16 protein-coding genes and 1 tRNA gene are annotated in these 25221 nt (G+C 70.3%); 11 read left to right on the forward strand and 6 right to left on the reverse strand.

Annotated elements, in window-relative coordinates; all coding sequences use genetic code 11:
• Positions 1-50: 50 nt before the first annotated feature.
• The 4 genes from clpA (at position 51) to KHU32_RS02000 (ending at position 4875) form a co-directional block, all read left to right on the forward strand.
• Positions 51-2405 carry an ATP-dependent Clp protease ATP-binding subunit ClpA gene (clpA, locus tag KHU32_RS01985; protein ID WP_213668362.1) on the forward strand — a complete coding sequence of 785 codons (2355 nt, stop codon included), beginning with the start codon at positions 51-53 and terminating at the stop codon, positions 2403-2405.
• Between the two features lie 178 nt (positions 2406-2583).
• On the forward strand, positions 2584-2919 hold the full coding sequence (locus KHU32_RS01990; protein WP_408887834.1) for a carboxymuconolactone decarboxylase family protein: 336 nt from the start codon (positions 2584-2586) through the stop codon (positions 2917-2919).
• A 112-nt stretch (positions 2920-3031) separates the two neighbouring features.
• Positions 3032-3107: transfer RNA gene (locus KHU32_RS01995), tRNA-Glu, on the forward strand.
• Positions 3108-3459: 352 nt separating this feature from the next.
• Positions 3460-4875 carry a GGDEF domain-containing protein gene (locus KHU32_RS02000; RefSeq protein WP_213668364.1) on the forward strand — a complete coding sequence of 472 codons (1416 nt, stop codon included), beginning with the start codon at positions 3460-3462 and terminating at the stop codon, positions 4873-4875.
• Between the two features lie 16 nt (positions 4876-4891).
• Here KHU32_RS02000 and KHU32_RS02005 read toward each other — a convergent pair whose 3' ends face one another.
• Positions 4892-5338: a hypothetical protein gene (locus KHU32_RS02005; protein ID WP_213668365.1), complete on the reverse strand. Its 447-nt coding sequence runs from the start codon at positions 5336-5338 to the stop codon at positions 4892-4894.
• A 521-nt stretch (positions 5339-5859) separates the two neighbouring features.
• Here KHU32_RS02005 and KHU32_RS02010 point away from each other — a divergent pair.
• Complete coding sequence (locus KHU32_RS02010) at positions 5860-7386, forward strand: hypothetical protein (protein ID WP_213668366.1); 1527 nt, start codon at positions 5860-5862, stop codon at positions 7384-7386.
• 122 nt (positions 7387-7508) lie between these two features.
• Here KHU32_RS02010 and KHU32_RS02015 read toward each other — a convergent pair whose 3' ends face one another.
• Positions 7509-8645, reverse strand: coding sequence for a CaiB/BaiF CoA transferase family protein (locus tag KHU32_RS02015; protein WP_213668367.1), 1137 nt, complete (start codon positions 8643-8645; stop codon positions 7509-7511).
• A gap of 36 nt (positions 8646-8681) precedes the next feature.
• Positions 8682-9662: a Bug family tripartite tricarboxylate transporter substrate binding protein gene (locus KHU32_RS02020; RefSeq protein WP_213668368.1), complete on the reverse strand. Its 981-nt coding sequence runs from the start codon at positions 9660-9662 to the stop codon at positions 8682-8684.
• A 381-nt stretch (positions 9663-10043) separates the two neighbouring features.
• On the opposite strand from KHU32_RS02020, the gene KHU32_RS02025 reads away from it, so the two are divergent.
• On the forward strand, positions 10044-10235 hold the full coding sequence (locus KHU32_RS02025; RefSeq protein ID WP_213668369.1) for a hypothetical protein: 192 nt from the start codon (positions 10044-10046) through the stop codon (positions 10233-10235).
• A 28-nt stretch (positions 10236-10263) separates the two neighbouring features.
• Here the strand turns inward: KHU32_RS02025 and trhA are convergent, their stop codons facing one another.
• On the reverse strand, positions 10264-10920 hold the full coding sequence (gene trhA, locus KHU32_RS02030) for a PAQR family membrane homeostasis protein TrhA (RefSeq protein WP_213668370.1): 657 nt from the start codon (positions 10918-10920) through the stop codon (positions 10264-10266).
• A gap of 251 nt (positions 10921-11171) precedes the next feature.
• Between trhA and KHU32_RS02035 the strand changes: the two genes are divergently transcribed.
• The 5 genes from KHU32_RS02035 to KHU32_RS02055 all read left to right on the forward strand — a co-directional run bounded on the left by KHU32_RS02035 (position 11172) and on the right by KHU32_RS02055 (position 22534).
• Positions 11172-12857 carry a ShlB/FhaC/HecB family hemolysin secretion/activation protein gene (locus tag KHU32_RS02035; RefSeq protein WP_213668371.1) on the forward strand — a complete coding sequence of 562 codons (1686 nt, stop codon included), beginning with the start codon at positions 11172-11174 and terminating at the stop codon, positions 12855-12857.
• Positions 12858-12874: 17 nt separating this feature from the next.
• Positions 12875-17653, forward strand: coding sequence for a beta strand repeat-containing protein (locus tag KHU32_RS02040; protein ID WP_213668372.1), 4779 nt, complete (start codon positions 12875-12877; stop codon positions 17651-17653).
• A 2-nt stretch (positions 17654-17655) separates the two neighbouring features.
• Positions 17656-20559: a CHAT domain-containing protein gene (locus tag KHU32_RS02045; protein WP_213668373.1), complete on the forward strand. Its 2904-nt coding sequence runs from the start codon at positions 17656-17658 to the stop codon at positions 20557-20559.
• Positions 20560-20590: 31 nt separating this feature from the next.
• On the forward strand, positions 20591-21355 hold the full coding sequence (locus KHU32_RS02050) for a hypothetical protein (RefSeq protein WP_213668374.1): 765 nt from the start codon (positions 20591-20593) through the stop codon (positions 21353-21355).
• Positions 21356-21466: 111 nt separating this feature from the next.
• Positions 21467-22534 carry an extracellular catalytic domain type 1 short-chain-length polyhydroxyalkanoate depolymerase gene (locus tag KHU32_RS02055; protein ID WP_213668375.1) on the forward strand — a complete coding sequence of 356 codons (1068 nt, stop codon included), beginning with the start codon at positions 21467-21469 and terminating at the stop codon, positions 22532-22534.
• Positions 22535-22602: 68 nt separating this feature from the next.
• Here the strand turns inward: KHU32_RS02055 and KHU32_RS02060 are convergent, their stop codons facing one another.
• Positions 22603-24870 (reverse strand): NADP-dependent malic enzyme, encoded by a 2268-nt coding sequence (locus tag KHU32_RS02060; protein WP_213668376.1) that lies wholly within the window; start codon positions 24868-24870, stop codon positions 22603-22605.
• Between the two features lie 102 nt (positions 24871-24972).
• Positions 24973-25203 (reverse strand): type II toxin-antitoxin system HicB family antitoxin, encoded by a 231-nt coding sequence (locus KHU32_RS02065; protein WP_213668377.1) that lies wholly within the window; start codon positions 25201-25203, stop codon positions 24973-24975.
• Positions 25204-25221: the final 18 nt, after the last annotated feature.

Raw genomic sequence — 25221 nt, forward strand, 5'->3', positions numbered from 1 at the left:
GCCGCCTGCCAACCTCGGCAGCCGGCAACCGCTAAGGGGAGCGTAGAACCATGCTATCCCGCAATCTCGAGCAGACGCTCCATCGTGCGCTTGGCCTCGCCAACGACCGCCGGCACGAATACGCGACCCTCGAACATCTCCTCCTCGCCCTCAGCGACGATGTGGACGCAACGACGGTGCTCCGCGCCTGTGGCGTCGACGTCGACAAGCTGAAACGCGAGCTGACCGAGTTCCTCGACAAGGACCTCGCCGGCCTCGTCAGCGACCGCACGGGGGATCCGAAGCCGACCGCCGGCTTCCAGCGCGTCGTGCAGCGCGCGGCGATCCACGTGCAGAGCAGCGGCCGTGACGAGGTTTCGGGCGCCAATGTGCTCGTGGCCCTCTTCTCGGAGCGCGAGTCGCACGCCGTCTATTTCCTGCAGCTGCAGGACATGACGCGCCTCGACGCCGTGAACTTCATCAGCCATGGCATCGCCAAGGCTCCCGGCCGCTCCCAGCCGCGCCCCGTCCAGGGCCAGGCCCCGACGCCCGAGGAGGGCAACGGCAAGGAGGACCGCGAGGAGAAGCCGCGCGGGGGCAACCGCAACCAGGATGCGCTCAGCACCTATTGCGTGAACCTCAACAAGCGGGCCCTGGCCGGCAAGATCGACCCGCTGATCGGCCGCGACAGCGAGATCGAGCGCACGATCCAGATCCTGTGCCGCCGCACCAAGAACAACCCGCTCTACGTGGGCGATCCCGGCGTGGGCAAGACGGCCATCGCCGAGGGCCTGGCCAAGCGCATCGTGGAGGGCGACGTCCCGGAGGTGCTCGCCAAGAGCACCATCTACTCGCTCGACATGGGCAGCCTGCTGGCCGGCACCCGCTACCGCGGCGACTTCGAGGAGCGGCTGAAGGCCGTCGTGAACGAGCTGGAGGCCCAGCCGGGCGCCGTGCTCTTCATCGACGAGATCCACACCGTGATCGGCGCCGGCGCGACCTCGGGCGGCGCGATGGACGCGTCGAACCTCCTGAAGCCCGCCCTGGCCCAGGGCACGCTGCGCTGCATCGGGTCCACGACCTACAAGGAATACCGCAACCACTTCGAGAAGGACCGGGCCCTCGTCCGGCGCTTCCAGAAGATCGACGTGAACGAGCCCTCCGTCGAGGACACGGTGAAGATCCTGACGGGCCTGAAGACCAATTACGAGAAGCACCACAAGGTTCGCTACACGCCGGAGGCCATCCGCGCCGCGGTGGAGCTCTCGGCCAAGTACATCCATGACCGCAAGCTGCCGGACAAGGCGATCGATGTGATCGACGAGGTCGGCGCCTCGCGGATGCTGCTGCCCGAAGGCAAGCGCCGGAAGACCGTGACCCTGAAGGATGTGGAGGAGACCGTCGCGAAGATCGCGCGCATCCCACCCAAATCCGTCTCGGCCGACGACAAGGAGACGCTCCGCACGCTGGAGCGCGACCTCAAGGCGATGGTCTTCGGACAGGACAAGGCGATCGAGGCCCTTTCCTCGGCCATCAAGCTGTCCCGCGCGGGGCTGCGCGACCCGGAGAAGCCGATCGGCAACTACCTGTTCTCCGGCCCGACCGGCGTCGGCAAGACAGAGGTGGCGAAGCAGCTCAGCAAGACGCTCGGCATCGAGCTCCTGCGCTTCGACATGTCCGAATACATGGAGCGGCACAGCGTCAGCCGGCTGATCGGCGCGCCCCCGGGCTATGTGGGCTTCGACCAGGGCGGCCTGCTGACCGACGGCATCGACCAGCACCCGCATTGCGTGCTGCTGCTGGACGAGATCGAGAAAGCCCATCCGGACCTCTATGCGATCCTGCTGCAGGTGATGGACCACGGGAAGCTGACCGACCACAACGGAAAGACGGTCGATTTCCGCAACGTGATCCTCATCATGACGACCAATGCGGGCGCGGCGGACATGCAGAAGTCGGCGATCGGCTTCGGCAATCCGGTGCGCCAGGGCGAGGACGAGGAGGCGGTGAAGCGGATGTTCACGCCGGAATTCCGCAACCGCCTCGACGCCGTGATCCCCTTCGCGGGCCTCTCGGCGGAGATCGTCGCCCAGGTGGTCGAGAAGTTCGTGATGCAGCTCGAGGCCCAGCTGGCCGACCGCAACGTCACGATCGAGCTCTCGAGCGCGGCCAAGGAGTGGCTGGCCGAGCGCGGCTACGATCCGCTCTATGGCGCGCGGCCATTGGCCCGCGTGATCCAGGAGTTCATCAAGAAGCCGCTGGCCGAGGAACTCCTCTTCGGGCGGCTGGTGAAGGGTGGCTCGGTGAAGGTGAACCTGACCGAAGGTGCGCTGACCTTCGACATCGCCGAGGCGCCAGTCGCCGCCCTGCCCAAGCCGGAAGGCGACGGCGAGGCGGAGAAGGAGCCGGAAGCGACGGCGGAGTAAGCCGCCGCGTCCGATCGTTCCGGATCCCTCCGATCCGGAACGTGGATCGGCCGCGCGGAAGGCTCCCTTGTGGATCGGGCCCCGATGGTTTCCCATCGGGGCCCTTTTCATTTGGACCGCGATCCCCTCGATCGAGCCGGGGACGCGTCGGGAGAATGCCATGACCGCCGACACCCGCATCGAGGACTGGGACAGCTACAACGGCGCGCTGCGCGAGCGGGGCAAGGAATTCGCGGTGCTGCACCCGGAGGCGGTGAAGGGCTTCTCGGCCCTCAGCCGCGGCGCCTCGACGACGAAGCACCTGGACGCCAAGACCCGGGAGCTGATCGCGCTCGCCGTGGCGGTGACGACGCGATGCCAGGGCTGCATCGACGCGCATGCGCGCAAGGCTCAGGCCGCCGGGCTGACGAAGGAAGAGATCGCCGAGGCCCTGGGCGTCGCCATCGCCCTGAACGCCGGCGCGGCGATGACCTACTCCCTGCATGTCCTGGACGCGATGGACGGCCTCGGCTGAGGGGTTTTTCGGAGATAACCGCCCGCCTGCGCCACGCTTTTCCGTTGGGGGGCTAGGCGCTCGCGAGCGGACTGTGTATGGAGCGGCGCGCGTCCCCCGACTTGGACGCGATGACCCGTTCGTCTAGAGGCCTAGGACACCAGCCTTTCACGTTGGCAGCACGGGTTCGAATCCCGTACGGGTCGCCATCCAAGCCTTTCCCGGCCACCGCGACATTTCCAGCGCCGCCGGTTTTCCAAATCCAGCCCGCTTCAAGCCGGTTTTCGCCACGGCACGCCCGACAAAGCCTGCGGCCGGTCCGAGCCCCCTCTCTCTCCAATGATGGCGACAGACCTCGCCAAGCTGCCCCGGCGAAAGACGGGGGCAATTCCGGCCGTCAGGGAAGCCGAATCTTCAGCACCGACATTACTCCGCCACCTCGCGAAGAAGTTCCGGAGCGGACGCCGGCAGCTTGGATATTCTCTACATATCTATTGTTTAGGTTGCCCCAAATTTCGGAATACCTTCTCCACCAGGAAGGCCTGCGCAAGGACAACCGATATGAGGGAGGAGCGCCTAGGGGCGCCGCAAGGGACGTTGGCTGGCGCGGCCATCGTTTTCACCGTGGTATTGGCCGCCTGCCTTTTCGGCATCGGCACGCGACCGCTGGGCTTCCTTGCCGCCTTTTGGCCGGCGAACGCGTTGCTTCTTGGTATTTTCGTCCGATTTCCCCATCTCCAGTCCCCGGCCGGATGGATAGCGGCAGCAGCCGGGTACCTGGCCGCCGACTTCATGACCGGGGGCGAGCCGCTGCCGACCCTATGGCTCACCGCGGCAAACATGGCCGAGGTGGCGACGGGCTCCGTGCTGTTTCGAATGGTCAGCGAGGAGGATCGCCGGCTGCGGCGGCCGTCTTCCGTTCTTTATCTCTTCGGCATTCTGGTCGTGGCCTCGATGGCGGCGGGGGTCGTCGGGGCCGGGGCCGCCCCCCTGTTCTTCGACAGCGACTTCCTCTCCGGCATGGCCTTCTGGGTCACCACGGAGCTCACCAACAGCATCATCGTGCTGCCCGTTGTGCTGACCGCGCCTTCGCTGTGGCCGATGTTGCAGCAGATGCGCCTCCCGGAAGACCGGGTTACCCTCCTTCGCTGCGCGGCTCCGGCCCTGACCCTCCTGGCCTCCGTCGTCGTGGGCGCCCTCGTCGGTGGGCCGGGGGCGTCGACCTTCCACGCGCCCGCACTTCTCTGGTGCGCCTTGAGCTACCCGATATTCCCCTCCGTCGTGCTGACGATGATGGTGAGCATCTGGCACCTCATCGCCATTTCGCTGGGCTTCTTCGCGTCCCAGGTGACTCACCACGACGGCTATATGATCTCCGGGCGCCTCGGCATCATGCTTTTGGCGCTCGCACCCTTGACGGTCGCGAGCATCAACCTGGCCCGGAATGAGCTGCTCGCGCGGCTAGAGCAGCTCGCCACCTACGACATGATGACGGGCGCCCTGTCACGCGCCGCCTTCATGCAGCGGGGCAGCGCGCTGATATCGCAGCCGATGCGCTCAGGCCCCTACGCGGTCCTGATGCTCGACATCGACCGCTTCAAGCAGATCAACGATACCTACGGCCATGCGGCGGGCGACAGGGTGCTCTCGGCCTTTTCCGCCTGCGTAAGGTCATCGCTGCGTGAGGCCGACCTGTTCGGGCGGGTCGGCGGCGAGGAATTCTCCGTGATTCTGCCGAACACCCCGCGGGAGGATGCCCTCCGCGTGGCCGAGAGGGTTCGCGCCAACGTCGAAGGCCTGCCGATCCCGATCGAGGCCGGAGCCCCCTTGCACATCACGGTCAGCATCGGGATCACGCATCAGCCGAGGCCCGGGCCCGGCCCGACCCTCCTGGATGCGCTGATCTCCGCGGCCGACCGCGCGCTCTATATCGCCAAGGGACAGGGCCGAAACCGGATCGTCCATGCGGATGCGTGAAGCGCTGACCCGGCGGTCAGGACGACCAGAGCCCCGTCAGCGGCCGCAGCGCGATCGGCGTGTCGGCCCGCAGCCGATCGGAGGCCTTGCGGCCTGTCGCCTTCATCTCGGTCGACCGGAAAGCCAGGCACTCCAGCCCCAGCGCGGTGATACGCCAGCCGGCCTTGCCGCGGAACTTCTCGGAAATGCCCATTTCGGCCAGGCCCCGGCGCATCAGCTCGGCGATGATGCCGTAGCCGATCCCTCGCGGAAGCTCCCCCAGCACCAGAAAATGCTGCGCATCGGCGCCCAAGGTTGCCATCGCCTGGAGATAGCGGGGCTTGAGATCCTGGCAGGCCAGGCAGCCGGTCTTCCCGTGGCGCCAGCTCTTCCCGCGGGATTCGCCGTCGTCGCTGTCATGGGAAAAGTCGCTGCGATCCTGAGCCACGTCCCTGCTTCTCATATCGTCCTGCACCCGCACCACGGCACGCCCTCGCTTAACCTGCCCTGAAGCAGGACCTCCGAAGGCCGGCTCCGTGGGAATTTCATTCTCCGCGACGGCCGTTTCCGGCCTCGGACCTCGACAGGAGGGACGCCTTCGCCAAGGGGTTCTTCCCTTCAGTGACGCGTGCTCTTGTTTCGCCGCTGTATCGCTTTCCTCGGAACGCGAGTCCGAAGCCAAGGTTTCCTCAAGGTTTGCGCCTGGATGCCGTTTGAGTGGCCCGCGATTGATAGAACCCGAAATTAGCTTTCATTCAGAGCAATTTACCGTCGAAACAACGTTCCCTCGCGGGCTCGGAGGAAGACGCCCGGGTCGGGCCGGGCGGGAAAGGCCTCGCCGCCTTCCCTCCCCGGTCGAAAGAGTGCGATAGAATGGTTGCTCGCAGCTTTGACCGCAGAAGAGGTCCGCAACCCACCCCCCGATCATCAAGCTCGCCCCGCCCGCGCCGAAGCCGGTTCGCGGCGAAAATTTCCTGGAGGCAGATTCGAATGACCAGAATGTCCTTGAGGCGTCCCGCCCTCACCTTCCGATGGGCCGCTCTCTCCGCCCTCCTGATCATGCCCCTCCCCGCCCTGGCGAAGGACAGCCCGTCCTCGCCGCCGACGCCGCCCGCCGCGGCACCCGGCGTCAAGCAGGCCAATCCGCTGGGGGGCCAGCCCGGCACCTCGGGCCCGCAGGCGTTGGAGCCCGGCCAGGCGATCCGTGTCCGCCTCAACGGGCGCGAGACCCGGACCTTCCGCATCTCCCCCGCCGCCGGCAGCGACTACACGATCATCACGCGCAACCTCTCGAACGGCACCGACACCGTCCTGTACCTGCTGGGCGACCGCGGGCAGCGCATCGGCTCGGATGATGACGGCGGCGACGAGCCCCTGTCCTCCCGGATGGAGGTCACCTCGGCCGATCGGGGCACGGCGGTCCGCGTCGGGACCTTCGGCGGCGGCGGCGAGTTCGAGATCCTGCTGACGCGCGACACCCCGCGCGGCCGCCCCGATTTCGCGACCACCCTGGATGCCGCGCGGACGATGCCGGCCCTGGCGGTGGACGCCCCCCGCCGGGTGCGCCTCCTGCGCCGCGAGCAGGCCTTCTTCGCCCTGCCCGAGGACACGCGCGACTTCGTCGCCCTCACGCGGAACCTCCGCCGCGGCACGGACACCGTCCTCGCCCTGGTGAACGCCCAGGGCCGCGTCCTCGCCGAGGATGATGACGGCGGCGACGAGCCCCTGGCCTCCCGCCTGGATTTCGCGCGCGGCCAGGGCCCGCTCTTCCTCCGCGCCAGCGTCTTCAGCGGAACCGGCGGCGAGTTCGAGGTGCTGCTGCAGGCCGAGGCGCCTTCGCCCCCGCCATCCTATGCCACCACGCTGATCGACGCCGCGGGCCGCCCGCCGCTGGAGATCGGCCAGACCGTCCGGATCGAGCTGCGGCGCCGCCAGGCGGCCTATTTCGCCCTGCCCGGCGGTGACATGGATCTGCGCGCCCTCACCCGCAACCTGTCCAACGGGGCGGATACGGTGATCTCCCTCGTCGACGGCAACGGCCAGGTGGTCATGTCCGATGATGATGGCGGGGAGGAGGACCTGTCGTCGCAGCTCGACATCCCGGCGCCCCGCCGGCAGGTCTTCCTGCAGGTGACCCTGCTCGGCCCGCGCCCCGGCTCCTTCGACCTGACGCTGCAGCAGGCGGAGCCGGCGGCCGCGCCGAACTTCGCGACCAGCCCCGACGACGCCCGCGCCCAGCCGCCGCTGCCGGCCGGCGAGGCCCGGCGGATCCGGCTGGAGCGTGGCCAGAGCGCCTATTTCGTCCTGCCGCCCAGCGACCAGCCCCGCACGATCCTGACCCGCAACCTGCGGCGCGGTACGGACACGGTGCTGGAGCTCCTCGATGCCCATGGCCAGATGATCGACCAGGACGATGACGGCGGCGAAGGCCTCGCCTCGCGGCTGGCGGTTCCCGCCGGCGGCCAGGGGCTCGTCATCCGGGCCGGCGTCTTCGGCGATGGCTCGGGCGAATTCGAGCTCATCCTGAACTAGGACGGCGCCGGATCACGCGGCCCGACCTGGTCGGGCCGCGAAGGCCGGAGGGGGCGCGCTCCCTCCGGAACCAGGGACGGCCGAGCCTGCTGGGCCCGGCCGTCGGTGAAGAAACCGGCCGATCAGTCCCGGCCGAGGATCTCCCGGTTGTGCTGGCCCACGCGCGGCGCGGGCCGCCGCGGGAAGGGCCGCCGCCGGTTGAAGGAAAGCGGCAGGTTCACGATCTTCGGGCCGCCCTCCGGCAGCTCGCGCAGCAGGCCCACCGCCGCCATCTGCTCGCTTTCCGTGACCTCGGCGATGTCGTTCACCGGGCCGCTCGGCACGCCGACGGCATCCAGCGCGGCCAGCCAATGGTCGCGCGGCTTGGTCAGGAAGGCCGCGGCGATGAGGGGGATGAGCGCGGCCTTGTTCCGCACACGGTCGCCCGCCTTGGCGAAGCGCGGATCCTCCGCCCATTCCGGATGGCCCAGCACCTTGGCCGAGCGGGCGAAGAAGCGGTCATTGCCGGCGGCGAGGCAGAGCGGCCGGTCCGCCGTCTCGAAGGTCTGGTAGGGGACGATCACCGCCGCGCCCGTGCCATGGCGCTTCGCGACGTCGCCGGTGGAGAGGTAGTTGTTGATCTGCCCCTCGACCCAGAAGGCCGCCGTCTCGAAGAGGGACGAATCGATGAGGCAGCCCTTGCCCGTCCTCTCCCGCCAGCGGAGCGCCGCCAGCGCGCCGATCGTCACGAAGAGGCCCGTCGCCTTGTCGTTGACGGAGGCACCGCAGAAGGTCGGCGGGCCGTCGGCCTGGCCGGTGACGCTCATCATGCCGCCATAGGCCTGGAGCAGCGGGTCGAAGCCGGGCTTCATCTTGAGCGGCCCCTCGAAGCCGAAGGCCCAGATCGAGCAGTAGATGAGGCGCGGATGGCGCGCGAGCATGGCCTCCGGCCCGATGCCGATCTCGTCCACCACGCCGGGACGCAGGTTCTGGATCAGGATATCCGCCGTCTCGCAGAGCTTGTGCAGCGCCTCGATATCCTCGGGCTTCTTCAGGTCGAGCGTGATGGAACGCTTGCTGCGGTTCTGGCCGTGGAAATAGAGCGAGGTGACGCCGTCCGGCCCGTAGGGAGGGCCCCAGAGGCGGGCGTCGTCGCCGCCATCCGGCTTCTCGACCTTGATGACATCGGCGCCCATGTCGGCCAGCACCGCGCCGGCCAGCGGGCCGGCGAGGGCCTGGCCCACTTCGATGACGGTGACGCCGTCCAGCGGCAGATCCATGGAAAATCCTTCGAGTGATGAAACTGACATAACGGGCTATTCCGGCCTCATTCCGGCGCGTCGCGCAACCTCTGCCCAGGCGCCGACATCGGCGCGGAGGCGGGCGGCGAAGTCCTCCGGCCCGGCATAGGCCGGAACAGAGGCCTGGGTGGCCAGTTGCGCCCGCGTCCCGGGCTTGTCGAGAAAGGCGGAGAGCGCCTGGGTGGCGCGCAGGACGATCGGCGCGGGCGTGCCGGCCGGCGCCAGCACGCCGAACCACACGCCCGAGTCGGCGACCTCGTGCCCCAGCTCCTGCAGCGTCGGGACCTCGGGCAGTTCCGGCGCCCTCTGCGGGCCGAAGACGACCAACGGGCGGAGCTGGTTCTCCCGATAGGGGCCGATGGCGCCGACCAGCGTCTGCAGCATCAGCGGCACCCGGCCGGCCATGACGTCGAGCAGCGCCGGCGCCGTGCCGCGATAGGGCACGTGGGTGATGTCGATGCCCAGCGCCTGGCGCAGCGTCTCGCCGCCGAAATGCCCGTTCCCGCCATTGCCCGTGCTGGCATAGCCCAGCGCGCCGGGCTGGGCCTTCGCGGCCGCGACCATCTCGCCGAGGTTCCGCCAGGACTGGGACGCACCACACCAGAGCACGTTGGGGGAGGTCGCGACCATGCCGATGGGCGCGAAGCTCGTCACCGGGTCGTAGGGCAGCCGGGCATAGACGCTCGCATTCATCACCAGCGAATTGGAGGCGAAGAGCAGCGTCTGCCCGTCCGGCGCGGCGCGCGACACGGCCTCGGCCGCCAGGACGGAGTTCGCGCCCGGCCGGTTCTCGAAGACCATGGTCTGGCCCAGCTCCTCCTGGAGGCCGGTCGCGGTCAGGCGGCCCACGAAATCCGTGGGGCCGCCGGGCGGGAAGCCCATCAGGATGCGGACGGGCCGGTCCGGCCAGGCGGCCTGCGCCCGGGCGAGCGCGGGCGCCGCCAGCAAGGCCGGCAGGGCCAGCGCACGGCGCCGGCGGATCCTGGATGGTGTCATTTTCGTTCCCCCGGCTCGTTGGCCTTGGGCCGGCATCGCATGCGCCGGCTTCCTTTGGCGATTTGGCCGCGGAGGAAGCCTCGCCGCAAGCCAGGCCCGGATCCGGCCCCGCAGAGAGGCCCGCTTGGGCGGCAGCGCAGGCCGGCGCAGCAGAGGCCTGTCAGCGCGGCGTTTCATGGACTATATGAGCCCGCGAACGGCGATACGCGCGGCCTCTTCGCCGCCTCGACGACCAGACCGGCAAACCTCGGCGATGCCCGAAACCCGGACCGGCCATTCCGTTTGGCGTATCGCCCACCCACCGTGACGCCCGGCGGCGAAGCAGAGCGGCACAGCCTCGCTCCCTCCGCCCCCGGCCGAGACAGACGAACAGGATCGAACATGTCCGACAATCATGCGAAGGCCGCGCCCAAGGCCCCGGCACCCGTGATGCTCGCCGAGGAGGAGATTGCCGAAATCGCGAAGCGGCACCGCCTCTCCGCGGCGATCGTGATGGAGATCGTGCGGCGCGTCGGCACCGGCGAGCGCTCGGCCATCGAGCGCGAGATCAAGAAGGGCCTGGCCCGCCGCTGAGGCGCCCTTCCCTCCGGCGGATCGCCGCCTAGACCACGGCCCATCCCGCCGCCAGCCGCAGCACCACCACGAAGTGGCAGGCTGCCGCGGCGAGCACGAAGCCGTGCCAGATCGCGTTCTGGTACGGCAGCCGCTTGGACACATGGGCGACGACGCCCAGGCTGTAGAGCAGCCCGCCCGCGCCCAATAGCGCGAGGTCCATTCCCGGCAGCGCCGCCACCAGCGGCACGATGGCCACGAGCCCCGCCCAGCCCAGCAGCAGATAGGCCGCGATGGCCAGGCGCTCGAACCCCTCCGGCCGGCAGAGCTTCAGCGTCGCGCCCGCCAGCGCCCCGACCCAGACGACGGCCGCGAGGCCCCATCCCCAGGCGCCGCCGATGCCCAGCAGGGCGACGGGCGAATAGGTCCCCGCGATCATCAGGAAGATCGCCGCATGGTCCAGCCGGCGCAGCAGGCGCTTGCCGCGCCCCTCGGCGGCCAGGTTGTAGGCGGCCGAGCAGCCGATCATGGCCACCAGCCCCAGCGCATAGAGCGCGACCGGGACGACCCCGAAGCCCCCCCGCATCACCGCCGCCAGCGCCACGCAGGCCGCGAGCGCAGCCGTGACGCCGATGACGTGGATGCAGGCATCGGCCGTCCTGGCCCCCGCGCTTCCCATGACGGGGGCGGTGCGGAAATCTGTCATGCCAAGCATCCTCGGCCCGGTTGTTCGTCGACATCAAGGGACTTCGCGCCAGCCGGCCGAAAGCGCGTGACTGTAGTCCACCGCCTCATTAATACCGGATGGCAGGCAAGAATTCGCCTTGCGAAGCGCAAAGATTATACTGCATTCTTCGGAATATTAATGCGTGGCCGCGCAGCGCGGTAGTGCGCCACGGGGGAGCAGGCTGGATGTGGGCATCTTGGGGGGAAGCTCCGCGTCGTCGCGGAGTCTTGGTGGCTGCCCTTTTCCTCATCTCGGCTACCGGTGCCCTGGCACAGGTTCCTCCGCCCGGCATCGTTCCACCCGGCGGCACCCCCATCCCGCAGCTCGCCCCGCCCAATCTTCCCCGCGTCGGCCCCGGGCTGGCAGCGCCCGGCCCGGCCCGGCCGGCCGAGGGCGTCACCGGCGCGGTGGCGATCCGCGATGTCGTCTGGACCGGCGCCACGGCCTTCTCCCCGGCCGAACTGGCCGCGGTGGCGGGTAGCCTCACTGGCCCCGCCGTCCCAATCGCGAATATCGAGAATGCGCGCGCGGCCGTCGTCACCCTTTACCGCGAGCGCGGCTTCGCCTTCGTCACCGCCGACGCCACCGTCACCCCCGACGGCACGCTGCGCTTCCAGGTCGCTGAGGGCTTCATCAGCGAGGTCCGGCTGGACGGCGATGTCGGCCCGGCGGGCACGCAGGTCCTGCGCTTCCTGAACCGGCTGGTGAACGTCCAGCCGCTCGACATCGCGACCATGGAGCGGCAGCTGCTGCTGGCGCAGGACATTCCGGGCCTCACCGTCCGCACGGTGCTGCGGCCGGCCGGCACGGCGCCGGGCGCGCTCTCGCTGGTGGCGCAGGTCTCGCGCCGGGCGGTGAGCGGCTACATCACGGCAGACAACCGCGGCCCGCGCTTCTCGGGGCCCGAGCAGGGCCTGGCCGCGGTGCAGTTCAACTCCTTCACCTCGCTCGGCGAGCAGACGGAGCTCGCGCTCTTCTACGCCCGCGCCACGACGCAGATCTTCGGCCAGGCGAGCTGGCGCGGCTATATCGGCGGCTCCGGCCTGCAGGTGCGGCTCTATGCGGGCCATGGCACGAGCAACCCCTCTGGCGTGCTGCGCAGCCTCGGCTACGAGGGCAATTCCACCGTGGCCGGCGCCTCGCTGACCTATCCGCTCATCCGCCGCCGCTCGCAGACGCTGAACCTCGTCGGCGCCTTCGACACGATCGACAGCGAGATCTGGGTGGATGGCAGCGGCGGCCAGCGCGCCCGCCTTTCGCGCGACAGCCTGCGCATGCTGCGCGCGGGCGCCGACTGGACGACCTTCGACCTCCTCGCAGGCGACACGCGGCCCGCCACGAATTTCGTGAGCCTGCGCCTCTCGCAAGGAGTCGGCGGGGCGCTCGGCCGCGACGCCTCGCGGCTGCATGCGCGCGGGGACTTCACCAAGCTGAACGGCGAGGCCACGCGCACCCAGGCGCTTTTCGCGCCCTGGTCGGGCGCGACGGTCGCCCTGCAGGGCACGGTCGCCGGCCAGTGGTCCAACGACATCCTGCCCCTCGCGGAGAAGTTCTTCCTCGGCGGCAACAGGCTCGGCCGCGGCTTCTATGCCGGCGAGGTGACGGGCGACAGCGCCATCGCCGTCTCGGGCGAGCTGCAGCTCTCGACCACGCACGAGTTCGATGCCTGGGGCTTCGGACTGCGGCTGGCGCCGACCTACTACCTCTTCACCGATGCCGGCTGGACCTTCGAGAACCAGGCCGCCGATCCCGACCGGCGGCTGCATTCCTTCGGCCTCGGCGTGCGCATGCAGGTGAATGAGCGTTTCGAGGCGCAGCTGGAAGGCGTGCGCCGCGTCACCCGCCAGCCGCAGGGCCCGAACGTCCACCCGCTGCGGGAAGACGGGCTCTTCTGGCGCGTGCTGGCGCGTTTCTGAGCGAGGACAGGATCATCATGCCCACGACCTCCCTCCCCGATCTGCACCTCGCCCGCCGGGGCCTGCGCACGGCGCTGCTGGCCGGCACGGCGCTCATGCTGCCATCGCTGGCCGAGGCGCAGCCCGCGCCCAATGCGCGGCCGCAGGGCGGGCAGGTCGTCGCCGGCTCGGCCACGATCGGCGGCGATGCGGGCCGCACGGTCATCCAGCAGTCCACCGACCGCGCGGCGATCAACTGGCAGAGCTTCGACGTCGGCCGCAACCAGGCGGTCCAGTTCCAGCAGCCTTCCTCCACCTCCGTCACGCTCAACCGCGTGATCACGCCCAACCCCTCGCAGATCGCCGGGCAGATCACGGCCAATGGCCAGATCGCGATCGTCAACCAGTCGGGCGTCGTCTTCCACCAGGGCTCGACCGTGAATGCGGCGGGCCTCGTGGTCTCCACCGCCAACATCACCAACGAGGCCTTCATGCGCGGCGGGCGCATGAACTTCGACCAACCGGGCCGCCCCGACGCGCGGATCGAGACCAACGGCACCATCACCGTGCGCGAAGCCGGGCTCGCCGCGCTGGTGGCGCCGCAGGTGGCCAATCGCGGCGTCATCCGCGCGCGCGCGGGCCGCGTGGTGCTGGCCGGCGCCGAGACCTCGGTCGTGGACCTGCATGGCGACGGGCTGCTCTCGCTCGAGATCACTTCGCCCGTGCGGCAGGCCCCCACGAATGGCGAGGCGCTGGTCACCAATACCGGCACCGTGACGGCGACCGGCGGCACGGTGGTGCTGACCGCCTCGGCCGTGGACGGCATCGTGCAGGACCTGGTGCGCGCGAGCGGCCGCATCGCCGCGAATACCGATGCCGCCACGGGCCGCACCGGGCGCGTGGTCGTGGCCGGCAATGGCGGCGCCGTGCGCATCGAGGGCACCGTCAGCGCGCAGGGCCGCGCCGCCGGCACCACGGGCGGCGACATCCAGATCCTCGGTGACCGTAACCTCGTGGATTCGACGGCGCGGGTGAACGCCTCCGGCCGGGCGGGGGGCGGCACCATCGCCATCGGCGGCACGGCGCCCCGCAATACCTCGCGGCTCTCCCAGCGCACGGGCATCGCGCAGGGCGCCGTGGTGCGGGCCGACGCGACCGAGCGCGGCAATGGCGGGACGGTCGTCGTCAATTCGTCCGAATACACGGTGCATGCGGGCGCCCTCTCCGCGCGCGGCGCGGGCGAGGGCGGAAATGGCGGCTTCATCGAGGTCTCTGGCCAGCAGGGGCTCGCGATCATGGGCGCCGTGGATGTCGGCGCCGGCCCGAATGGCCGGGGCGGCACCTTCCTGATCGACCCGACAACGATCACCATCGTCGCCGACGGCACCGGCGGTATCAACACCTCGGTCACCGACTTCACGGGGGCCATCCTTGGCTCCGCCAGCCCGCCGCCGATCTCCGTCATCGCCGCGGGCATCGTCAACGACCCCGTCTTCAACAATGCCACGATCGAGCTGCAGGCGACGCAGACGATCACCGTCAATGCCGCGATCAACCGTACCACCATCGGCGGCCTGACCCTGACGGCCGGCACCAACATCGTCGTCAATGCGCCCATCACCATCGCCAGTGGCGACCTGACGATGACGGGCCAGAACATCACCATTTCCGGCGCGCTGCTGACCCAGAATGGCGGCATCTCCCTCACCACCACCTCCTCGCTCGGCACGCTGACCATCAACTCGGACGTCAGGGCGATCGGGGGCAATATCGGCCTGACCGGCGCCTCCTACACCACGGATCCCTCGATCCTTCTGGGCGCGACGGTGCAGGTCGACGGCGACCGCAGGATCACCACCCAGGGGAACATCGCGACCTCCAACAACCTCGGCCGCTTCGTCGGCGGCGAGTTGAACGTAACGCTCAGCGGCACGAACACGGAGCTGCTGAACGACAACCAGATCGACGTGCTCGTGGGCATGGATTCGTCCGGGGCGAATCGCTTCCGGAACATCGGCTCGCTGCGCGTCACGGGCGGTGTCGGGGGGACCGTCAATTCCTTCACGAGCATCGACGTCGTCGGCGGCGATCTCACCATCGCCGGCTTCGTCGGCGGCGGCGGGGGATTCGGCAATGTCGAGGGCGCCGCGACGCTCCTGCGCGCCTCCGGCAACATCACCCTCGAAGGCAATGGCGGCATCGGTTCGCCGACCATCCGTGCCCAGGCCGGCTACGACTTCTCGGCCGCCGCGCCCAACCCGACCGCGGCCGGCGGCATCCTGCTGCAGGGAACCATAGGAGGCTATGGCGGCGGCTCCGCGACGACGATCGAGCTCGCCGCCGGGCTCGGCGGCATCAGCCAGACGGGCGGCTCTCTCCAGGCGAGCAGCCTGGTGCTGCAAACCGGGGGAAGCGCCACCTTCAGCATGACGCCGCAATTCGAGGGCTCGGTGGGCTTCGGCGCGGCGGTGGATGCGCTCAGCGGCAATGTGAGCGGCAACCTGACCCTCAACTCGACCGCCGGCGACCAGAGCACCGTCGACCTCACCCTGGGCAATCTGACTGTCGGCGGCACGCTGTCGCTCATCCGCAACGTGCCCAACGGCAGCATCGTTCAGCTGGAGGACACCGCGATCACGGCCAGCCAGCTCGACATGCAGTTCACGGGTTTCCGCGTCGATCTCTATAATCAGAACGCCATCTCGCGGCTGGGAACGATCGATGTCGTGACGAACTTCGTGCCGGGCCTGGGGCAGGGCAGCTTCTGGCTCACCACCGCCACCGACCTGACCATCGCCGGCCCCGGCAGAATCAATTTCGTCGGCTACTCCTTCGGTCTCCGCGCGGATGGCGATCTGAGACTGGGGGCGGGAAGCACCTTCAACTTCAGCCCCATCAACACCGACAGCCTCAGCAGAGCCTCCCTTTCGGCCGGCGGCACTCTCGCCATCGGCGGCAGCATCCGCGGCACGGATGCGACCTTTCTCTCCTTGAGCGGCGCCGAGATCGTGCAGACGGGCGGGTCCATCGCCACCTCTGACCTCGTTGTGTCCGCGACCGGGAACGCCTATCTGGACGGCGCCTCCGCCGGCCAGTCGAACCAGGTGGAAAATCTGTCGTCCTTGGACGTCGGCGGGAACTTCGTTCTCGACAACGGCATCAGTAACCTCAGTGTCAGTGGCTCGATTTTCAACGAGTTCCCCGAGTACCGCGCCGGAACCTTTTCGATCCGCACCGCCGGCAACGTGGCGATCTACCAGGACGTCATTGCCGAGCAGCGCGCCACCTTCCTGGTGGGCGGTCTTTCCGGCTTGCGCGGAGTCCAGTTACAGACCCAGCTTCTCGAGGTCGCGCCCTACTCGCCCCAGGCCATGCAGCTGGGGGGTTCGGTCGAAGATCCGGGCTTCGTGCTGTCCGACAACATCCTGGCTGGGATCAGGTTCACCAGCCTGCGCGTCGGCGCCACGACCTTCGACGGCGTGACGACCACGACCGCCACCAACCTGACCATCCCCTTTTCCTTCACCCTGCCCACCGACCCGCAGCTGCCCGGCTCGCTCGATCTGCGCAGTCTCGGCGATATTACCCAGGCGCCGGGGACCACCCTTTCCGCCCCCCTCCTCACCGGCCAGGCCGGCGGCAACATCGCCCTCGGCAATGCCGGCAACGACCTCGCCCAGATCGGCGACCTCTCGGCCGGCGGCACGCTCACGCTGCGCACCGACGGCAGCCAGATACTGGCCGGAACCCTCTCCGGCAGCACGATGAACCTCACGACCGGGGGCACCCTTACCCAGGGCGCCAATGGGCGGGTCACCGGCGGCACGCTGCGGCTCAATACCGCGGGCAATGCGACGCTGCTGGGCGCCAATGCCATCGCCGGCCTCGGCGCATCCAATGTCGGTGGCGACCTGCGGCTGAGCAACAATTCCGCGCAGCTGGGCGTGGCGGCGGGCAACCTCGTCTTCGCCTCCGGCCTGCTGGACATCAACCAGGCCGGCTCCTTCGTGATCGACGGCACCGTCAGCGGCTCCTCGACCTCGCTGCGCGCGACCGGGCATCTGCAGGTGAACGGCAATTCGGCGATCGCGCGCGTCGGGGATCTGGGCCTCCAGGCGGACAGCTTCGGCCTCAACGGCCTGCTGCAGGCGGCAGGGCAGATCATCGTCCAGGCCGCCAGCTCGGCTTCGCTCGGCGGCACGGCCATCGGCAGCCAGCTGGGCATCACCGCGCCGAATATCACCTTCAACGGGCTGAACGCCGTGAACACGCCCGTCTCGCTCTATCTCGGTGCCGGCGGGGCCAGCAGCGGCGCGCTGGACACCAGCGCCCTCAACGTCTTCGGCGGCAGCGGGACCAACCTCACCGGCAGCATCGGTGGTATCGGCGGCGGGCCGGCCGCGGCCCTCGGACGACGCGGCTCGACGGACGGGACGCTGATCGGCGAGCCGCTGCCGCAGCCCAACCGCTACCTGTTCAACAATTGCCCGATCGGCGTCGTTGGCTGCGCGCCGATCGTCATTCCGCCGGAGCCGGAGCTGCCGGTGTCGCCAACGCCCGTGCCACCGACACCGGGGGGCGAAGTATCGTTCCCGCCGGACATCGAGCCGTCGTTCCCATATCTCATCACGTTCGACTCCGCTCCCTTCCTCGCTGTTTCGTCCAATCCGCTCGAGCAGGCGGCCACACTGGAAAACGCGGCGACCGCCTTGCAGCAGCTGCGCGCGCCCACGCCGACACTTTCCGTCCGCCTGTATCGCGACAATTCGGAGGAGGGCGAGCTCGCGCCCCCGAATGTCCGCGGCGAGGATTTCTGAACATGAAGCAGCCCCCCTCGCTGAAGCCGGGTCTTCTCCTGCTGCTCGCCCTCGGCGCTTGCGAGGCGCCGCCACCCTCCGCCTATGTCGCCTCCTCCGCCGGGGGGGCGGGGATGCTCGCCCTGGGCGCCACGGCGTCGGGCGAGGAATGTCGCCTGTCGCGGGCCGGCGACGGCGGAGACGTCTGGTGCGGCGAATGGTCCTCGCCCAGCGCGCGCATTCGCCCCGTCACCGGATCCACGCCCCTGGAAGCTGCCGAGCAGGCACGCGCCGGCCTCTCGAGCCGGCTCGAATGCTCTGCGCCGCGCGCCACGACCGCCCTCGGCGGCCAGCCGGCGGCGGTGATGGATTGCCGACGCCGGGCCGGCGGATGGCCCGCCTTCGCGATGGCCGCCCAGTCGGGCAGCGGCATCTGGCTGGCCGAGGGCATCCTTCCCGCCCAGCCCTCTGCCGAGCGCGCCATCGGCATCCTCTCCGGTCGCATCACGGCGCAGGCCGCCCCGCTGCCCTCCGGCGCTATCGACCAGATGGCCGCGCGCCTCGCCCGCGAGGCCTTCGCCACCGGCGATGTCAGCCGCTACGAGGCGCTGATGGCGGTGGGCCGCGACGCCAACCAGGCCGAGCGCTTCGTCGCCGCCGAGACCGCCTATCGCGCCGCCCTTTCGCTGCAGGAGCGCGCGCTCGGTGCCCGCGCGCCGGACCTCTATTTGCCCATGGTGCTGCTGGCGCTCCAGCTCTCCAACCAGGGCCGCTTCCCGGAGGCGGAGGCGCTGTTCACACGCGCCGCCGTCCTGGCGCCCCGCGCCGCGGAACCGCTGGCCGGTGCCTATGTCGCCCATTACCGCGGCCTGCACGAAGCCAATCGCGGCCATAACGACCAGGCGCTGGCCCTGCTCGCCCAGGGTGGCGCGGCCTATGCGCGCTGGGTGCCGCCGGAGCTGCGCGCCGGGGCGGGCAGCCCGCAGCCCTCGATCGATCCGCTGGCGAACCGCGCGCTGATCGGCCTCGTCGAGACGCGCCGCAACACCGCCGCCGTGCTCCGCGCCGCCGGCCGCTACGCCGAGGCCGAGACCGCCGCGACCGACGCCGCCCGGATGGCGCGCGCGGCCAGCGGCACCGCCATCGGCGCCGATGTGATCGCCGCCCGGCTCGCCCGCACGGAAGGCGCCGTCGCCGCCGGCGCGGGCCGCTCCGGCGCGGCCGCCAGCGACTTCGGCCGCTCCGCCAACCGCTTCGCGCGCGGCGTCCCGCGCTCCCGCCCGCTCGCCGAGACGCTGCTGCTGCGCGCCGCCAACCTCTCACCCGCCAGCGCCGTCGCCTCCTGTCGCGAGGCGTCGGCCGTGCTGCGCAATCTTCGCGAGGGCACCTCGGCGCTGCGCATCGCGCCCTGCCTGGATGCCTTCATCGCGCTCGGCACGCCCCAGGGCGTCGCCGAGGCCTTCGAGGCCGCGCAGCTCGGCCAGGGCGGCGTGACGACCACGCAGATCGCCACCGCCGCCGCGCGCCTCGCCGCCGGCGCGCGCGACCCCGCCGTGGCCGAGGCGCTGCGCCGCCGCGACGAGGCGGACCGGACGCTGGCCGCCCGCTATCGCGAGCGCGATGCCGCCGCCGTCGAGGGCCGCGACGTGACCGCGCTGACCGCCGCCATCAACGAGGCCGAGGGCGCGGCGGCCGAGGCCGATGCCGCCGCGCAATCCGCTGCGCCGGGCTACGGGCAGCTCGTGCAGTCCGTCGCCTCCGCGGAGGAGGTTCTGGCGGCCCTGGCGCCGGGCGAGGCGATGGTGGCCACCACCCTTCCGCCCGACCGCCGCGGCTGGACCTTCGTGCTGCTCGACGGGACCGTGAGCGTGGGCCGCGTCGGCGCCGATACCTCCGAAGTTGCGGCCCTGGTCGCCCGCGTGCGGGAAAGCACCGAATCCGGCACATCGCGCCGGCCCTTCGAGGCGGGCGCAGCCTATGCCCTGCACCAGGCGCTCTTCGCCAGCGTCGCGGAGCCCGTGACCCGCGCGAAGTCCATGGTCGCGCTGCCCGAGGGCCCGATGCTCTCGCTGCCCTACGGCCTGCTGGTGACCGCCGCGCCGCCGGCGCCGCAAGGGCACGAGAACGTGGCCTTCCTCATCCAGAAGATGGCGGTGACGCATGTGCCGGCGGCCTCCAGCCTCGTCACGCTGCGCCGCGCGGGCAATTCCGTCGCGACACGGCCCTGGTTCGGCTTCGGCGACCCCCGCCCGGTGCCGGCGAGCTTCGCCGCCCGCTCCTTCCCCGCGGCGCCGAGCTGCGGCCAGGGCCTCTCCAGCCTCGCGCGCCTGCCGGCCGCCTCCATCGAGCTCCAGGCCGCCCAGCAGGTCATGGGCGCGACGGCCGCCGAGCGCCGCACCGGCGACGCCTTCACTGCCGCATCCGTCCGCAGCGCGCGGCTGCGCGACTACCGCGTGCTGCACTTCGCCACCCATGGCGTCCTGCCCGGCGAGCTGAGCTGCCTCACCGAGCCCGCCATCATCGCCTCACCGGCGCCGAACGGCCCCGACGCGACCCAGGCGCTGCTCACGGCAGGCACCATTCTCGACCTCGACCTGGACGCCGATCTGGTGGTGCTCTCGGCCTGCAATTCGGGCGGTGGCGCGGCGGCGGGCGAGAGCCTCTCGACCCTGGCGCGCGCCTTCTTCTTCAGCGGCGCGCGCTCGCTGCTGGTGACGCATTGGTACGTGAACGACGTGGCGGCGGCGCGCGTGGCCTTCTTTACGCTGCAGAACGTCCGCAACGGGGACGCCCCGGCCGAGGCGCTGCGCAAAGCGCAGCTCGACCTCATGACCGCGGCGGGGCTCGGCCATCCCGCGCTCTGGGCGCCCTTCGCCATGATCGGCCCGGGCCCGACGCACGTCGCGCGCACGGCCCGCGCGGGGTAGAGCGAGGCGGCGGCGCGTGGCAGGCTGCGGCATGCCGCTGCAGCTCGAACACCGCCCCGCCCCGCCCTGGATCGCCCCCTCGGCGCCGGTCTTCCGCTCCGATATCGAGAGCACCGGCCTCATGGTCGGCGTGCCCTGCTACGGTGGCATGGTGACGGCGGCGGCGCTTCGCGGCCTGCTGGACACGCAGCAGGCCTGCCAGAGGCTGGGCCTGCCCATGGCGGTGGCGACGCTGACCAACGAAAGCCTGATCCCGCGCGGCCGGAACGCCCTGGCGTCGATCTTCCTGCGCTCCTCCGCCTCGCACCTGCTCTTCCTCGACAGCGACATCGGCTTCGGGGCGGACGCCGTGCTGCGGCTGCTGGGGCATGGGCGCCCCCTGATCGGCGGGGTCTATCGCAGCAAGCGCACGGACCGCGCCGAATGGGTCGCGACCTTCCCGAGCGGCGAGGATGCGAGGATCCGCCGCGACGCCGAGACGGGGGCCGTCCAGGCCGAGGCCGTCGGCACCGGCTTCCTGCTCCTGCATCGGGAGGTGCTGGAGAAGCTGGCCGCCGCACACCCGGAAGGCCGGTACCAGACCGAGGCCGGCCCCGCCCAGGCCTTCTTCGAGGCCGGGATCGACCCTGCCGCCGCCCCCGGCGAAGGGCGCTACCTCAGCGAGGACTACCTCTTCTGCGCCCGCTGGCGCGCCCTGGGCGGCGAGGTGTGGTGCGACCCTGCCATCCTGCTGGAGCATCACGGGCAGGTTGCGCTGACGGGCGATCCGATGGGGATCTTCTCGCCCGCGCCGTAAAACGTTTCATATCCGGACCGGAAAGGACTATGTTGCACCGCACAACGCCTTCCGTCCTGAAGCGTTAGGAAAGTGCCGGCGACCATTCCTCCGGTGCGCAAGGAACCTTTCATGCGGACCCTGTCCGATACCATCGCCCGCCTGACGGCCTTCCGTCGTGCGGGGGAGACGGCCGAGATGCCCTCAGGGGATCTCGCCGAAATCACCGAATTCGGCTCCAACCCCGGCCGGCTCCGCGCCTTCTTCCATGTCCCGGCCATCCTGCCGCCACGGGCGCCGCTCGTGGTCGTGCTGCACGGGTGCACGCAGAACGCGGCCGGCTACGACGCCTGCTCCGGCTGGTCCCGCCTGGCCGAGGCGCAGGGCTTCGCGGTGCTCTTCCCCGAGCAGCAGCGGGCGAACAACGCGAACCTCTGCTTCAACTGGTTCCAGCCTGCGGATACGCGCCGCGACGCGGGCGAGGCGCTCTCCATCCGCCAGATGGTCGAGCGCATGGTCCTCGACCATGGGCTGGACCGGAGCCGTGTCTTCGTCACCGGGCTTTCCGCCGGCGGCGCCATGGCCTCGGTGATGCTCGCTGCCTATCCGGAGGTCTTCGCCGGCGGGGCGATCATCGCCGGCCTGCCCTATGGCGTGGCCGAAAGCGTGCCCGAGGCCTTCGACCGCATGCGCGGCCACGGCCTCCCCGATGCGGGGCGGCTGGAGGCCCTGGTGCGCGGCGCCTCCGACCATGCGGGACCCTGGCCGACCGTCTCGGTCTGGCAGGGCAGCGCGGACAAGACGGTCAGCCCCTCCAATGCGGATGCGATCGTGGCGCAGTGGCTCGGCCTGCACGGCGTCGGCCCCCGGGCGACCCGGGCCGGGGCGGAAGGCGGCATCCCGCATGCGGTGTGGTGCGACCGCCAGGGGCGCGCGGTAATCGAGCGCCACGACATCCCGGGCATGGGCCACGGCACGCCGCTGGATTCCGCCGAGGCCGACGAGACGGCGGGGCCCTATATGCTGGACGTGGGAATTTCGTCGACCCGGCATATCGCCCAGTTCTGGGGCATCGCACCGGCGGCCGCCACCGTTCGCGAGGCGCCGAGGCGGGCGGCGGCAGCCGCGGCTCCGGAGCCTGTCAGCGGCGTCCGGCAGACCATCGAGGCCGCGCTGCGCCAGGCCGGCCTGATGCGCTAGGCGTCTCCCAGGCGATCGATCCGGCCGAGGGCAGAATTCAGCCCTCGGCCGGTCAAAGCTTGATGCTGCTATCCCGGACGAACCTGGCTTCCCGCCACCGCCGCCAGATTCGCGATGCCGCGCGCCGTCACGCTCGGCACCAGCACGTGGATGGGCTTGTTCATGCCCAGCAGCATGGGCCCGACCTGCAGCCCGTCCGAGACCGCCTTCACGAGGTTGAAGGCGATGTTCGCCGAATCGAGATTGGGGAAGATCAGCAGGTTGGCCATGCCTTCCAGCTTCGGGTCCCGCACCGCCTTGGCGCGGATGGCCTCGACGATCGCGGCGTCGCCATGCATCTCGCCATCCACCTCGAGCTCCGGGTCGGCGGCGCGGATCAGCTTCAGCGCCTCGCGCATCTTGCGCGCACCGGGCGCACCGGAAGATCCGAAGGAGGAGTGGCTTAGCAGCGCCACCTTGGGCGGCAGGCCGAAGCGGCGCACCTCCTCGGCAGCGAGCATGGTCATCTCGGCGAGTTGCGCGGCCGTCGGCTCCAGCAGCAGATGCGTGTCCGCGAAGAAAAGCGTGCCGCCCTGTGTGATGACGGCCGAGAGCGCATAGGCGCGGCTGACCTCCGGCCGCTTGCCGATGCAGTCCAGCGCGTGCTCCCACTCCCGCATCCAGTCGCCCAGGCCGCCGATGATGGCGGCATCGGCATGCCCGGCCTCCAGCAGCATGGCCGCGGCGATGGCGGGGCGGCTGCGGGCGCGCCGCTCGGCGCCCGTCGGCGGCACGCCGCGCCGTCCGACCCGGCACAGATAGGTCTCGATCAGCGGCGCGAAGAGCTCCGGCTGCTCCTCCGGATGCAGGACGGTGACGGAGCTGCCGAGCGTCATGCGCAGGCCGAGCGCGCGCACCTTCGCCTCGACCACCGCGGCGCGGCCGATGAGGATGGGTAGCGCGGTGCCCTCGTCCAGCACGGTCTGCACCGCGCGGAGCGTGCGCTCGTCCTCGCCCTCGGCGAAGACGACGCGGCCCTGGACGGTCTTCGCCAGTTCCTGGATCGGGCGCATGAGGCTGCCCGAGCGATAGACCAGGCGCGAAAGCTCGGTCCGGTAGGCGTCGAAATCGGCGATCGGGCGGCGGGACACGCCGCTGTCCATGGCCGCCTTCGCCACGGCCGGCGCGATCTCGAGGATCAGGCGCGGGTCGAAGGGCTTGGGGATGATGTATTCCGGCCCGAAGACGGGGGCCACGCCGCCATAGGCCGCGGCCACGACCTCGCTCGCCTCGACGCGCGCCAGGGCGGCGATCGCCTCGACGGCCGCGACCTTCATCGCCTCGTTGATGGTGGTGGCGCCGGCATCCAGCGCGCCCCGGAAGATGAAGGGGAAGCAGAGGACGTTATTGACCTGGTTCGGGTAGTCCGTCCGGCCCGTGGCCACGATCGCGTCCGGCCGCGCGGCGCGCACGGCCTCGGGCAGGATCTCGGGCTCGGGATTGGCCAGCGCCAGCACCAGCGGCTTGGGGCCGAGCTTGGACAGCCATTCGCCCTTCAGCACGCGCGGGGCGGAGAGGCCGAGGAAGATGTCGGCGCCGTCCAGCACCTCGGGCAGCGCGCGGGCATTGGTCTCCTGGGCGTAGCGCGCCTTGGTGGCATCGAGGCCGGGGCGGCCGACATAGACCACGCCCTCGACGTCGCAGATCGTCACGTTCTCGCGCTTCAGGCCCATGGCGACGAGCAGGTCGAGGCAGGCCAGCGCCGCCGCGCCACCGCCCGTGTTGACCAGCCTCACATCCTCCAGCCGCTTGCCCTGGACGAGCAGGCCGTTGCGGATCGCGGCGGCGACGATGATGGCGGTGCCGTGCTGGTCGTCATGGAAGACCGGGATCTGCATCCGCTCGCGCAGGCGGCGCTCGATCTCGAAGCACTCGGGGGCTTTGATGTCCTCGAGGTTGATGGCGCCGAAGCTGGGCTCCAGCGCGGCCACGACCTCGACGAAGCGGTCGGGGTCCAGCGCGTCCACCTCGATGTCGATGGAATCGATGCCGGCGAAGCGCTTGAAGAGCACCGCCTTGCCTTCCATCACCGGCTTGGAGGCGAGCGGGCCGATATTGCCGAGGCCGAGCACCGCCGTGCCGTTGGTGATGACGGCGACCATGTTGCCGCGGGTCGTGTAGTCCCAGGCCTTGTCGGGGTCGGCGGCGATCTCCTCGCAGGCCGCGGCCACGCCGGGCGAATAGGCGAGCGCCAGGTCGCGCTGCGAGACCATCCGCTTGGTGGGCTCGATGGTGAGCTTCCCGGGCCGCGGCAGGCGGTGGTAGTCGAGCGCGGCGCGGCGGAAATCTTCATCCATCAGTAGTGATCCTCCAGGCCATTGAAAATGCGCGTTGAACGCGGGGGAAGCAACCGGCCTTTGCCGGAAGGCGGCGGAAACACTGGCAATCCCGGCATGGTTTCAAAACATCACCGAAACGACCGGCCGCTCCCGCGGCTCGCTCGGCTCGGGCAGGATCATGCCGTCGTTCAGCGCGTTCCAGACGGCGGTCTGCAGCGCCTCCGCGCCATTGCGCAGCGCCTCCTTCTCATCGGCGCCCCAGGCCTGGACGCCTGGGAAATCCGGGAAGGAAACGGTCACCCCGTCGACCCGGTCGACCAGTTCGGCGGGGTAGCTCACGGTCTCGTTCATCGCTGTCTCGCTTTGGGG

The sequence above is a fragment of the Roseococcus pinisoli genome (genome assembly GCF_018413645.1).
Lineage (GTDB): Bacteria > Pseudomonadota > Alphaproteobacteria > Acetobacterales > Acetobacteraceae > Roseococcus > Roseococcus pinisoli.